Here is a 12,963-nt window from a genome sequence, read left to right as displayed (position 1 = left end):
CTGCCCCTCCGCTCCCCGAGGTTTGATTCTCTCGGGGAGCGAGGAGCGCGCCGCAGCCTGCGGCTGCTTCAGCGCGGCGTGACCTTGAGCACCTTGCCGTTGGTGGCGTCGGTGAGCAGGTAGAGGGCGCCCTCGGGGCCCTGCACCACGTCGCGGATGCGCGAGTCCAGGTTCTTGAGGAGGTGCTCCTCGCCCACCACGCGGTCGTTGCGCACCATGAGCCGCACCAGCGCCTTGGCGGCCAGGCCGCCGATGAACAGGTTGTTGCGCCACTCGGGGAACAGGGTCCCGGAGTAGATGGTCATCCCCGAGGGGGCAATCACCGGGTCCCAGTAGTACACGGGCTGCTCCATGCCCGGAGCCTGGGGGCTCTGGTGGATGGGCGCGCCGGAGTACTCCTCGCCATACCCGATGGTGGGCCAGCCGTAGTCCTTGCCTGCCTCGGGGCGGTTCACTTCGTCGCCTCCCTTCGGCCCCATCTCCACCGTCCACAGCCGGTTCTGGCTGTCGAGCGCCGCGGACAAGACGTTGCGGTGACCGATGGACCAGATCTCCGGCTTCGCCCCCGGGGTGTTCAGGTAGGGATTGTCCTGGGGCACGGAGCCGTCGGGATTGATGCGGACCACCTTGCCGAAGTGGCTCTTCACGTCCTGGGCCTGGACACGGCCCGCGAGGATGGAGCGCTCCCCGAGCGTGACGAACAGCTTGCCGTCCGGGGTGAACACCATCCGTCCCCCGGAGTGCAGCGTCGACTCGAGCGTGGGCATCATGCGGAAGATGACCTGGACGTTCTCCACGCGAGGCTGCGCTCCGTCCACCAGCCGCGCGCGCGCCACCGCCAGCCCGTTGCCGCCCTGGCGTGGCTCGGAATAGGTCCAGTAGATGAGCCCGCTCTGGGCGTAGTCCGGGCCCACCTCCACGTCGAGCAAGCCGCCCTGGTCGCGTCCGTCCACGGCGGGCAGGCCGCTGACGGCGGGAGACTTCGCGCCCTGCTGCGTGACGATGTAGAGCGAGCCGGTGGGCTTCTCCGTCACCAGCATGCGCTGGTCCGGCAGGAAGGCGATGCCCCAGGGGTTCCTGATGCCCGAGGCAATCTCCGTGACTTGAAGGGCCGTCTTCGTCTGGATGGCGGGGACGCGCGTCTGCTCGGGGAAGGCCGGCTTGAACTCGGGCACGTTGGGCGGGCCCTGCGGAACCGGGGGCCCGCTGGGGAGCGGATCTTCCGGGACGCCCGCGTCATCCTCAGGGACACCCGAGTCACCTTCAGGAACGCCCGAGTCCTGGGGTGGAACGCCAGAGTCCTGCAGCGAGGCGCCCGAGTCCGGTGGCGTGGGTTCTGGATCCTCGCGGCAACCGACGAGGAGGGTGGCGACGATGAGGGGGATTGACAGTAGGCGCACGCGACTCACTCCTGGGGGGAAGAGGACAGGAGTGATTATCTGGTTTTCGAGTCAGCCGGAAAGGACGCATTGCAACGGGTGGCCGTGCTGGACATCGGGCTCCCTTCCGTCCCAGGGCTTCAGCGCCTACGGGCTGAACATGTAGTCGAAGCAGCAGACCGAGGGCACACCGCCGTTGGACGTCGCGTAGAACGTTGCCAGTCCGTCAGGAAGCGTAAGGCCGAGCTGTGATTGGGCCGAGGCGATCTCAGCCGGGTCGGCTGGCTTGCCAACTTCCGAGAACTTCAAATCCCGCATGTTCTGTCTCCCAATAAATCAGGGACAGGTCAGCCACGAAGTCGTTCGGAGACATGGGCGGCAACACCCACCAGCAGGAAGACCAGCGCAGCGATGTCCGCGATGAAAACGCGCGCGAGCTGGGGGTTGTAGCCACCCACGGACCAGGCCAGCCAGAGAAAGGAGATGACGCTGACAAAGCCGGCGGTGAATGCCGTGGTTTGCAGCGAAGGTTGAAACGCGGCGAAGACCAGGAAGAGTCCAAGCAGGCCGAAAAGCACCGCGCGATGGCGCATGAGAATCGCCAGATTGGGCTCGGTGAAGGAGAGACCGTAGAGCGCGGCGAGCCGTTCGCTCCCAAGAACCCCCGGCAGTGGCAGGAGGTGAATGATGCCCACGAACACAAGCATCGTCGATACGACGTGGCGCATACGGACTCCGGCAGGGTGAACAAGGTGGGGCAGCCACCTTCGCCCAAGAAACCACAGCCCGCGCGAGCAAGAGCAGGGAGGCGGGGACAGGGGGCTGCGCTGGTTGAGAAGCGCGGCCGAGGCAGTCTGAGGGCCCCCCTCGGCACGGCGAGCCAGAGCGGTTCAAGTCCGGCGTGCAGGCGCTCCACCTTCGTCGCAAAGCGGGATGAGCGTGGACGGACCCGAGCGCTTCTCCGGCGGCTGCCATTGCGGCACTCCTTTTTATGCATTTTCGGTCTTCCCGCAGGATGCTCATGACTTTTCATTCTGCGAGCCTCATTTGCGAGCTACCGCGACTTCGCGGGCCAGTGCGACGAACGCAGTGTGTGCGGCCGAGGAATTGCGCCGACCAGGGTAGTAGAGGCAGAGCCGAGCGAGCTCCGGTGTCCAGTCCTCGAGCACGCGAACGAGGCGTCCCGCTTCGATGTCGCCTCGCACGTCCGGCTCCATGAAGAAGCCGAGTCCGATGCCCTCCAGGACTGCGATCCGCGAGAGGCTGGCCTCGTCCAGCGTGATGGGCCCCGTCACATCGATCAGGGCCGTCTGCCCCCGCTTACGGAACTCCCACCGGAAAAGGCTGCCGTTCGGCAAGCGCACCCGGATACACCGATGACGGAAGAGGTCCGATGGGACGCGCGGCCGACCGTGCTTCTTCAGGTACGCCGGCGAAGCGACGATGGCATGGCGTTGGGGCTCTCCCAGCGGAATTGCAATCATGTCGGTGGGCACGAGGTTCGCCATCCGCACGCCGAAGTCGAACCCCTCGGCGACAACGTCGACCAGCCGGCCTTCGGTCACGACGTCGACATGCACGTCCGGATGGCGGCGGAGGTACTCCAGCACCAGTGGCGCGAGGATCTCGCGCGCCGCTGTCGCAAATGTGTTGATGCGCAGCATGCCGGACGGCTTTGCCTGCTGGGAGCGAGCCGCGTCCATCGCGCCGCGGATGTCCTCGAGTCCCGGAGCCACCTGTTCGACGAACGCTCTGCCGGCGTCGGTCAGCGAGACGCTGCGCGTCGTGCGGTTGAAGAGGCGGACGCCAAGATGTGCTTCGAGCTTCGCGATCGCGCTGCTCATCGCCGTCGTCGACATCCCGAGATCGAGGGCAGCGCCGCGAAACGAGCTCCTGCGAGCGACGGCGAGGACGGCATCGAGATCATTCAGTCCGGGTTGATACATCGATAGTCCTGTAGTTCGGGATGTCGCATCCTATTTTGTCCCTATTGAGCGGGCAATCGCGCGGGCTTACTTCATGGGTCATGACAATGCACCCATCGATTCGAGCCTATTTCGACGCGGACAGTGCCACGCCGCTCCACGCCTTCGCGCCCGATGCCGTTGTCGAGGATGAGGGACATCGGCATGTCGGGCATGCGGCCATCGACGAATGGTGGCGTGACTCCCAGGTGAAGTATCAGGCCGTCGCGCAGCCGATCGAGGTGAACGCGAAGGACGATGCCTGCGAGGTTCGCGCGAAAGTGACGGGCCGGTTTCCCGGCAGTCCCATCACGCTCACCTTTGCGTTCCGGATGAAGGGCGATCGGATCGCGGCTTTGAGCATCGGCGCGTGAGCCGCGATGCCCATTTCAACCCTGCGGAAGGAGATGACGTGATGAGAGAGCTAGAGGGTAAGCGCGCGCTCGTGACGGGCGGAACGAAGGGCATCGGCAAGGCGGTGGTCGCATGGCTGCGCGCGGCCGGCGCGATAGTGCTGACGACCGCGCGGGAGGGAACGGGCGAGGGCTTCATCGCCGCCGATGTCGCCACGGCCGAGGGCTGCGCGCGCGTCGTGAAGGCCGCCGGAGCAATGGACATCCTGGTCCACGTCGTGGGTGGAACGTCGGCGCCGGCGGGCGGCTTCTCCGTCCTCGACGACGACGCGTGGCAGAAGACGATCGACCTGAACCTGATGGCGGCGGTGCGTCTCGACCGGGCACTGGTCCCCGGAATGCGCGAGCGCCGGACCGGCGCGGTCGTGCACGTGACGTCGATCCAGCGGCAGATGCCGCTTCATGATGCGACGACCGCGTACGCCTCGGCCAAGGCCGCACTCTCGAACTACAGCAAGGCCCTCTCGAAGGAGGTCGCGCCGCAGGGCGTGCGCGTGAATCGCGTGTCACCGGGCTGGGTCGAGACCGAGGCCTCCGTCGGATTCATGAGCGAGATCGCGGCGAAGAACGGCACCGACGAGGCGGGCGCGAAGGAGCTCGTGATGCGCTCGCTCGGCGGAATTCCTCTCGGGCGCCCCGCGCGTCCGGCCGAGGTCGCCGAACTGATCGGGTTTCTCGTCTCGGACCGAGCGAGCGCGATCACCGGGGCGGAGTACGTGATCGACGGCGGGACGGTGCCCGTGAGCTAGCAGGCTGCTGAAAGACTCCGGTGCGGGGACGACCTCCCGCACCGGAGCAGGGTCTCCTCCTGACCTGGTGAGCCAGGAGCCTCCGGACGACAAGGGCAACCCCACCGTCGACTTCCACGGCGAGAAGAGAAGCAACGCCGCGCACGCGTCAACGACCGACCCGGAGTCGAGGCTGGCGCGCAGAGGATGCCGGGTATGACGTGCAGTGCTTCGTGGAAGCGGTACGGGCGCGACGGATGACTCCGCACGTGGCCCAAACGCGGGACGTGCGCCGGGCCAGCCGAATCGACGGCCGGGCCCCCCGCCATACGGGCTGCGCCCTGCCAGCGCGCGCTCTTCAGCACCGCGAGAAAAATCCCTGGGGATTCAGCGGCTTGAGCACGAAGGCCCTGCGGTGTTCATCGCGAGGCCCGTGGAAAACAAAAAGGCCCTGCCGGGTAAGGGCAGGGCCTTCTTTTTTGCTCCCCGAATGAAGTCCTGCGCGAACTCGTTCTCGGCTTTTCTCTGAGAGGACTCAAACTCTCTGAGGGCCGAAAACCGAGTGATATCCAGCGGTTTCAAAGAGGCGCTGGGCGAGCCCTTCAATCGGGGCTCGATTCAATGTCCGCAAACTGCACCGTGGGTGACCTCCCGTCCATGGTTTCGATCTGCCGGTGCCTGGGCTTGAGTATCGCGCGCGCGGTAGCGGGAAGTGCGGTGCATGTCGAAGCCCACAGGTTCGCAGCGCGAAATCCAGAGCAGCAGATGCTTTCGGTTGCCCGGCTGCTCTGGCGCTCCGAGGCTCTCAGTCTGCTTGAGGAGGTCGGAGCTGCGCGGGGCGTGCGGAACAAGCCCCGCGCGGTCCTCTACGGGCGTCTCATAGAATGCCTTGCGCCTGAACAGCTACGGGCCCAGGTGCGTCGGGTGTTGAAGTCGCGAACGCGATGGCGAGCTACGGAGTGAGGTAGTGGTTCGTTCCTGCTCGCTAGGGCTGGGAATGTTCCGGGCTGGGCTGTAGCTCGAGCATGAAGCTTATGGCCTCATGCTCATCCGCAAAGTGGTTCGGAAACACTCCCGCCAACAAGCCAGCAGAGGGGTAGAGGTCGTCTCGCGTGTGCTCCCCTCCAGCGGTCGCATTTCGGTCCACGAAAAGACGTGGTGCAGATCGTGGAAGCGCACCGCGCGCTTGCGAGCCTCGGTGTTGGGGAGCGGGAAGGGGAGGGGGCCGAGCTTGAAGTCGACCCAATCGGACGCGTACCCGCCGTCCTCTCCGAAGCCACTCTCGTCGAGTGTGTACGACCACGTGAACGGCGGCGCCGAGCGCGAGCTCCCAGCTCGGAACAGCAAGGCCGGCCATGATGGGGACGTGCCCCACGACCGGCCTTGCTCCTCGGCGTGTCGACGCGGTCCTAGCGCAGGGGCACGCGCTTGAGCCTGAAGGGCGAGGGGCTCTCGCTCATCGTGAAGTAGCTCGCGCCGTTGGCCTCGTACTCGATCGCCTCACCCTGGCCCTCGGAGGTGTCGGTCAGCGTGACGGGCGTCGCGAAGACGGCCGACTCGAAGCCAAGTCCCGGCGTCGCACGGAACTCGTAGACAGTGCGGTAGGTGCGAAGGAGGAAGCGATCCGCGCATGGGTGGATCGCCGCCGCGGTCGCGGCCGAGAAGTTGGCGTCTCCGTTCAGCGGCAGCTGGATCGTGTGGACGTGGATCAGCGTGGCCTGCACGCCCGGCGTCAGCGGCTGGGGGAACTTGTACACGCCGCTCTGCCCCGTGTCCCCGTTCTTGGTGACGACGTAGATGTCCCCGGTGGTGGGGTGCACCATCAGCGACTCCGCGTCCTTCGCGCCGTCCGGATAGACGAACGGGAGGGCCTCGGCGACGAGCCCCCCCGAGGTCTGGCCGTTGGCGAGATCCGGCTCGGGCACGCGGTAGATCGTGAACGACGTGGGGCTGCCACCCGGAGGGAAGTTGGCGCTCCACTTCCCGATGTCACCGATGAAGATGCACGAGCCGCTCGGGCAGGGCCCGGTCGCGAGGTCCTCCCAGTCGGCCGGCGTCACGTTGGTCACGTTGAACGTGCCGATCGTGCTCGCGTTGAGGGTGTTGATCGCGACGATCGCGGTGGTGTCCTCGTTGTGCACGTAGAGCGCGTTGCCGACCACGCGGCTCGCGGCCAGGCCCGAGGGCTCCACGATTTCCGGCGCGGTCACGGTGCCCTGGAGCGTGAAGGTGCTCGCGTACGTGTCGCCGACCATGCAGCTGGGGGCGTTGGCGGCGCGCAGGACGATCACGTGCGCGGTGTTGGTCTGCACGAACGCGGAGCTGCCGGAGAGGCCCGTCTGGAGGCCCGGCGCGGTGAGCGACCGGTAGGCCGCATTGAAGAGCAGTCCGTTGGCGTGACCCAGGCACGCGTCGAAGGCCTCGGTGAAGCCGAGCGGCGGCTCGATGCCGGTGGCAGGGCAGGTGGCGTCCGGCCAGACCTGTGAGCCGTACCAGACGGCGAGGCCACCCGCGCTGCCGTTCACCACGTCGGGCACGGTGAACGACGCGGAGTCGCCGTTCTTCTGGCCTGCGTGCACGTCGATTGGCTGGACCGGATCGACGCCGCTGAAGGCCTCCACGCTCCCCGCCATGTGGGTGGCCGCGTCCAGTCCGAACGCGTAGCTCGCGGGCTCGGAGGCGCCCGCGACGCGGTAGAAGATCCAGGTGCGGATGGCCCAGGCGCTCTGCTCCGAGCGCAGGAACGTCCAGCCGGCGGGCGGCGTGACGGTCGCGGAGATGTTGTTGCGCACGGTCACCCGCGCGATGAGCGCGTCGTTGGCCTCGGTCCCCGACGGCTTGGGGATCGACAGCGAAGCGAGCGACAGGCCGCTGTGGCGCGAGCTCCCACGCAACGCGACCCCCGAGGACGGTGCGACCTCGGCGCGGCGAAGGACGACGACCTGCGCGACGTTGGTCTCGGCGAACGTCGAGCTCCCGTTGAACGGTCCCTGGATGCCGGCACCGGCGAGGGGCATGAAGGCGGCGTTGAAGACGAGGCCCTGGGACGAGGACACCAGGCAGGTGTCGTAGGTCTCGGCGAAGCCCACGGGGGGCTCGATCGCCGGGGACGGACACGCGGCGCCGGTCCACGCCTGCGCGCCGAACCAGACGGCAGCCCCGCCCGCGGTCAAGGTGCTCAGCTGCGGCGTCGTGAAGGCCGTCGAGCCGCTGTTGCTCTTGCCGGCGTGCGTGTCGATCGGGTTGGCCGGATTGACGCCGGCATACGCCACGAGGTTGCCGACGAGGTTGCTCGCGATGGAACTCTGGAACGTGTGGCTCGCGGGCTCGCTGGCGGTGGCGACGCGGACGAAGACCCAGCCGCGGATGCTCCAGGTGCTCATGTCGGTGCGCACCAGCGTCCAACCCGCAGGCGGGGTGAGCTCGGCGCCGATCTGGTTCCGGTTCGCAAGGTGCGCCAGCAGCACGTTACCGGCGGCGACGCCCGTAGGGGTCGAGAGGGTCAGGCTGGTGACCGTCTTGCCGCTCGCGTGCGTGGTGCCGACGAGGGTGATCTCCCCGGTGGCCGGCGGCTGGAGGGGACGCAGCACCACCGCGTGCGTGATGTTGGTGTTGGGGAGCGTGGAGCTGCCGGTGAAGGCGGGCTGGGCACCTGCGGCCCCGAGCTCCGAGGTGGCGGCGCTGTGCAGCACGCCGCGCGACGACGAGACGAGGCAGGTGTCGAGCTGCTCGGTGAAGCCCGTCGGAGGGGTGTGGACCGCGGGGCACGCGGCGCCTCCCCAGACCTGGGCCGAGAACCACACTGCGAGGCCGTTCGCGGACGACGTGGTGGCGACGGGCAGCGCGAGGCTCGCGCTGTTGCCATTCTTCTGGCCCACGTGCACGTCGATCGGCTGGAGCGGATCCGCGCCTGACACCGCGACCAGGGTGGCCGCCATGGAGCTGGCGAGGTCGAGGGTGAAGGTGTGACTGCTCGGCTCGGCCGCGCTGGCCACGCGGAGGAAGAGCCAGGACTTGATGGCCGAGGCGCTCTGCTCGGAGCGCAGCAGCGTCCAGCCAGCGGGTGGGGTGGCGACAGCGGTGACGGCCTCGCGATTGCTCAGCTGCATCACCAGCACATCTCCGGCGGCTGTACCGACGGGGGTGGGGATGGAGAGGGTGGTGGTGGCCAGGCCGCTCGCGCTGGTGGTTCCTCGCACGGAGAGCGTGGAAAGGCCCTGGGCCGTCGTCGCATCCTGTACGTCGTCGGGCTGCGCGAGCTCAGTCGTTCCACAGGCGGCCATCAGTAGGGCGGCCGCGAGCCACAGACTTCGGAATGGGGTCATGGGGTTTCGATCGGGTGTCGACTCACTGGACTGGAGGTCCGGGAATCGGCCATGTGAAGGGCCCCGAAGTGCGAAGCGCAATCGACTGTCATGACACGGGAAAGCTGCCGTGAAATGGTTGGGATCGTCGGGTGTCATCGAAAGAAGGTGGCAGTCCTGTCCATGCGGTCACGCGGAGTGCTTGGAGAACGCGAAGCCCAAAGATATCTGCGCACGGTGCAAGGGCCGAAGGGCGGTCGGCACCCCGCGGGGTGGGCCTCCAGGCAAGCCTCGTGACCGTGGCTGTGACCGGCTCGTGACGTCAGCAGAACGGTGCTGACATCCTGTGATTTGGAGCGTGCCTGGAACTGTGGGCTTCGTCGAGCTCGTGGGGCACGAAGCCCTTGGAGGCCCTGCTCTGCGGGCGTCCGACCAAGAGGGAGTCGATTGGAGTGTGCTGTGTTTGTGCCGCTGCGATGAGGGCGCAAGCGAGGTGGAGAAACCCGAGGAAGTTCTCGGCTTTCACCTCGTAGCGGGTGACGAGGCGCCGGAAGAAGCGGAGCCAGGCGAAGTAGCGTTCCACCTTCCAGTGTCGCTCGTAGCGCCGCGGCTCGCGCCCGTCCTGAGGGCCTTGCGCTTGCGGCCCCTGCGGTGTGGGGCAATCAGCTTCACGCCACGCTCGTCCCAGACTCGCTCGTCGAGTTCGCTCACACCTACCGCCAGGTATCGAACCGCTGCGGAAACCCATCAGATCGAGCCTCCGCAGACTTCTCTCAGCTCGACAAGTCGTCGGAGAGCATGTGGAGCAGGAAGGCCGCGCGCTACGCCGTCATCTTCGGTTTGCTCGTGGAGGCCGAGGGCTCACGGGTCGGAATCGAAGAGGCAGGTCAACGTGAGGTCCATGAGGGCCTGCCGGTGCGCACCGTCTACCTGCGTGGCCCCGTAGCGTCCCGGCGGTGTCGTCCGAGACTGGCTTCGCCTGGCGCGGAGAGGCGGAGCGCTTCGGTCGCGCGCACGGTCAGGTGGCCGTCCTGGTGGGTCGCACCGGAGGTCCCGCGGAGTTGCTGCTGTGTGGCAACGAAGCGCAGCCATCCGCGCCATGAGTACGAGCGGCAGCCGCAGACCCGTGTCGAGACGAAGTCGGGACGCGAGCTTCACCGTGCCGCCATGAAGTCGCGCCATCGTCCACGAACCAAAGTAGGTTCTCCCTCCCTGTTCGGTGGAGTTCCGTCGATGCCACAAGCCACACCGCGCTCGTCACTTCTGGACGCGCGTCCCAGCGTCTTCCTGCTCGCCGGAGCGTTCGTCACCGGCATGTTCCTCTTCGCCCAGGGCGGCTGCGGAGGTGACGAGTGCCAGGACGCCGCCGACTGCCGTGAAGACAAGGGACCGCCGGCTTCGAACACGGAGTGGGTCTGCGGGGACACGCGCTGTGAGCAGCATTCCGGCCAGGTGCCGCCCCCGGATTCCGGCACGGACGCGGGGAGACCCGACGCGGGGACTCCCGATTCGGGCCCCACCACGGTGAGCGTGCAGGTGCTTGCGTTCAATGACTTCCACGGGCAGCTCGAGGAGCCCGCGGGCCAGATTCTGACGGGCGTGGCCCCCGACGGTGGACCGGTGCGGGTGAACGCGGGCGGCGTGACGTACTTCGCCCGGCACATCGCGGCCCTGCGGGCCACCAACCCGAACACGGTGGTGGTAGCGGCGGGAGACCTCATCGGCGCCTCCCCGCTGCTGTCGGGGCTCTTCCACGACGAGCCCACCGTCGAGGCGATGAACCTGATTGGCCTGGACCTGGTCGCGGTGGGCAACCACGAGTTCGACGAGGGCAGCACGGAGCTGTTGCGCATGCAGTCGGGCGGCTGCCACCCGGTGGATGGCTGCCAGGACGGGGATGGCTTCCCGGGCGCGAAGTTCAAGTTCCTGGCGGCCAACGTGGCCACGGGCGTGGACCGCACGCTGTTCCCCCGCTACGACGTGCGCGAGTTCGAGGGCGTGAAGGTGGCCTTCATCGGCATGACGTTGGAGAACACGCCGGAAAGCGTCATACCCACGGGCGTGGCGGGGCTCACCTTCAAGGACGAAGTGCAGACGGTGAACGCGCTGGTGCCGGAGCTGCGGCGGCAGGGCGTCGAAGCCATCATCGTGGTGGTGCACCAGGGCGGAATTCCGACCTCGGGCTCGCTGGTGAACGAATGCAAGGGCGCGGGTGCGGACGGCCTCATCTCAGGTGCCATCGTGGGCATGGCCAAGGGCCTCAACGACGCGGTGGATGTCATCGTCAGCGGCCACACGCATCAGGCCTACAACTGCGTCATCGATGGCAAGGTCGTCACGAGCGCCTCGTCGATGGGGCAGCTCGTCACGGACATCGACCTGACGTTGAGCAAGGCGACGGGCGACGTCGTGGAGGCACGAGCGAACAACGTCATCGTCACTCGCGACGTGCAGGAGGTCGGCGCGGTGAAGGAGCTGGTGACGAAGTACCAGGAGCTCGTCACGCCGAGGGCCAACCGGGTCATCGGATGGGTGTCGCAGACGCTCAGGACACAGACGGACTCCGCGGGCCAGTCCACCCTGGGCTTCGTCATCGCGGACTCGCATCTGGAGGCGACGAAGCCCGCGAACCTGGGTGGGGCGCAGGTGGCCTTCATGAACCCGGGCGGCATGCGCGCGGGCATCGCCCAGGGCGAGGTCACCTACGGCGAGGCCTTCACCACGCAGCCGTTCGGCAACAGCCTGGTCACCCTGACGCTGACGGGCGCGCAAATCGAGCAACTGCTGGAGCGGCAGTGGCGGCCGTCGGGAGCCACCCTCATGCTACTTCCGTCGGCGGGCTTCACCTATGCGTTCAGCGCGTCGGCGCCCGTCGGAAGCCGCGTCGACCCGGCGTCCATCCGGATCAACGGCGTGACGGTGGACCCGGCGGCGAACTACCGCGTCACCGCGAACAACTACCTCGCGAGTGGGGGTGATGGCTTCCAGGTGTTCGCCGAGGGGACGAACCGGCTGGGTGGCGCCGTGGACAGCGACGCGCTGGAGGCATACCTGAAGGCACACAGCAGCCAAGCGAGCCCCTTGCCCGCCCCCGCGCTCAACCGCATCACCATGCTGCCCTAAGGCCCGGACATAGATGTTGTCCAGGGGAGTGAAGTCGCAGGTGGTGGCGGCGCAGTGCGCGCCGCACGGCCCTCAACAAGTCATCGAGGGTGACGTAGCTGCGCTCAGATAACTCGTAGTGCTTCACCACTTGCAGCACGGCCTCCACGTCGTTGAGCTGCGGCGAGTACGCCGGTAGGTAGAAGAGGCGCAGCCCCTTGGGGCTCAACGCGTGCGCCGCCTTCCGCACCCGATGGGCGACGTGGATGCCCACGTTGTCCAGTACGACCACGCAGGGGCATAAGCCGGAGGGCAATCGGCGTAGCAGGTGCACCACTTCGTGCGCGGGCGCACCAGGAAGCGCAGTCCGGGCCTATTTCCTGCCGGGCGGTACGCCACCAGCGCGTTGACCCGTCGACGCTGAGGATTCTCGTACGGCCCAGCTTGCGCGTGCCGCCTGCGGCCCAGCTGTAGCCAGTGGGCTGCGTCAGGCTGAAGCCGCACTCGTCCATGAAGTAGAGGTCTAATTTCCCCTCTCGGGCTTTTTTCAGAATCAGGCGCCGGCCCGGGCAGTTTCTTGAAGAGAGCCTGCTCACCTTGCATGCGCCAACCCTTCAGCAGCCGACGCACCGTCTTGTCGCTGACGCCCAGGTGGCGCGCGATGCGCGGCGCACGCCAGCCTTCGGCGGCAAGCAGGACCATCTGCACTCGGTCCCGCTCGTCCGCATCCACATCTGCTGAGCGACCAATCTCCCGCAGGCGCTCACGCACCGCCTCGTTCACCCTTACTCCTACAGCTGCAGTTTGAACCGCGCCTTTCGGGCCCGGTAGTGGCACTGCATGGCCACGGCTTGGTGGTGGCGTCGCCAGCGACTCCACGCCAGGACATAGGCAAGTGGAGCCGCCACGCGCCGCAATAGCGCTACCAGAAGCGCTCGCACTTCCTGGACGGAGTAGCGGACGAGGGCTGTCAGTGAAGGCCGCGCCGGGCGAGAAACGCGCGCATGGGGTTTCTGCGCCTCGGCAGGCCGAGCGCTTTTGGGGGCAGTCCCTCCTGGAGTTGATGATTGGCC

The 12,963-nt window shown here is 67.3% G+C and carries 10 protein-coding genes and 1 pseudogene; 4 read left to right on the top strand and 7 right to left on the bottom strand.

Annotated elements, in window-relative coordinates:
• Positions 1-68: 68 nt before the first annotated feature.
• The 4 genes from D7W81_RS04070 to D7W81_RS04055 all read right to left on the bottom strand — a co-directional run bounded on the left by D7W81_RS04070 (position 69) and on the right by D7W81_RS04055 (position 3,325).
• Positions 69-1,400 carry a PQQ-dependent sugar dehydrogenase gene (locus D7W81_RS04070; protein ID WP_120553985.1) on the bottom strand — a complete coding sequence of 444 codons (1,332 nt, stop codon included), beginning with the start codon at positions 1,398-1,400 and terminating at the stop codon, positions 69-71.
• 126 nt (positions 1,401-1,526) lie between these two features.
• On the bottom strand, positions 1,527-1,697 hold the full coding sequence (locus tag D7W81_RS04065) for an SMI1/KNR4 family protein (RefSeq protein WP_120553984.1): 171 nt from the start codon (positions 1,695-1,697) through the stop codon (positions 1,527-1,529).
• A gap of 29 nt (positions 1,698-1,726) precedes the next feature.
• Positions 1,727-2,107: a phosphopantetheine adenylyltransferase gene (locus D7W81_RS04060; protein ID WP_120553983.1), complete on the bottom strand. Its 381-nt coding sequence runs from the start codon at positions 2,105-2,107 to the stop codon at positions 1,727-1,729.
• A 315-nt stretch (positions 2,108-2,422) separates the two neighbouring features.
• Positions 2,423-3,325 (bottom strand): LysR family transcriptional regulator, encoded by a 903-nt coding sequence (locus tag D7W81_RS04055; RefSeq protein ID WP_120553982.1) that lies wholly within the window; start codon positions 3,323-3,325, stop codon positions 2,423-2,425.
• 86 nt (positions 3,326-3,411) lie between these two features.
• Here D7W81_RS04055 and D7W81_RS04050 point away from each other — a divergent pair, with 86 nt between their 5' ends.
• The 3 genes and pseudogenes from D7W81_RS04050 to D7W81_RS44560 all read left to right on the top strand — a co-directional run.
• A complete protein-coding gene (locus D7W81_RS04050) occupies positions 3,412-3,717 on the top strand; it encodes a nuclear transport factor 2 family protein (RefSeq protein ID WP_244226954.1) in 306 nt (101 codons plus the stop codon).
• Positions 3,714-4,505: an SDR family oxidoreductase gene (locus D7W81_RS04045; RefSeq protein ID WP_244226953.1), complete on the top strand. Its 792-nt coding sequence runs from the start codon at positions 3,714-3,716 to the stop codon at positions 4,503-4,505. Before D7W81_RS04050 ends, D7W81_RS04045 begins: the two co-directional genes overlap by 4 nt.
• 76 nt (positions 4,506-4,581) lie before the next feature.
• Positions 4,582-4,692, top strand: a pseudogene (locus D7W81_RS44560) (IS5/IS1182 family transposase); the annotation flags it as partial.
• 1,201 nt (positions 4,693-5,893) lie between these two features.
• Here the strand turns inward: D7W81_RS44560 and D7W81_RS04030 are convergent.
• Complete coding sequence (locus D7W81_RS04030; RefSeq protein WP_120553979.1) at positions 5,894-8,809, bottom strand: cell wall anchor protein; 2,916 nt, start codon at positions 8,807-8,809, stop codon at positions 5,894-5,896.
• A gap of 1,212 nt (positions 8,810-10,021) precedes the next feature.
• On the opposite strand from D7W81_RS04030, the gene D7W81_RS04015 reads away from it, so the two are divergent.
• Positions 10,022-11,911 carry a bifunctional metallophosphatase/5'-nucleotidase gene (locus D7W81_RS04015; RefSeq protein ID WP_120553977.1) on the top strand — a complete coding sequence of 630 codons (1,890 nt, stop codon included), beginning with the start codon at positions 10,022-10,024 and terminating at the stop codon, positions 11,909-11,911.
• Here D7W81_RS04015 and D7W81_RS04010 read toward each other — a convergent pair.
• Together D7W81_RS04010 and D7W81_RS44355 are read right to left on the bottom strand one after the other, a co-directional pair.
• Positions 11,895-12,182, bottom strand: coding sequence for a transposase (locus D7W81_RS04010; RefSeq protein ID WP_244226952.1), 288 nt, complete (start codon positions 12,180-12,182; stop codon positions 11,895-11,897). The genes D7W81_RS04015 and D7W81_RS04010 overlap by 17 nt on opposite strands.
• Complete coding sequence (locus D7W81_RS44355) at positions 12,116-12,622, bottom strand: helix-turn-helix domain-containing protein (protein WP_120553975.1); 507 nt, start codon at positions 12,620-12,622, stop codon at positions 12,116-12,118. Before D7W81_RS44355 ends, D7W81_RS04010 begins: the two co-directional genes overlap by 67 nt.
• Positions 12,623-12,963: the final 341 nt, after the last annotated feature.

The sequence above is a fragment of the Corallococcus aberystwythensis genome (assembly GCF_003612165.1).
In the GTDB taxonomy this organism is placed as follows: domain Bacteria; phylum Myxococcota; class Myxococcia; order Myxococcales; family Myxococcaceae; genus Corallococcus; species Corallococcus aberystwythensis.
Note: the sequence above shows the minus strand (reverse complement) of the source record. Positions and strands in the feature narration are given on the sequence as shown.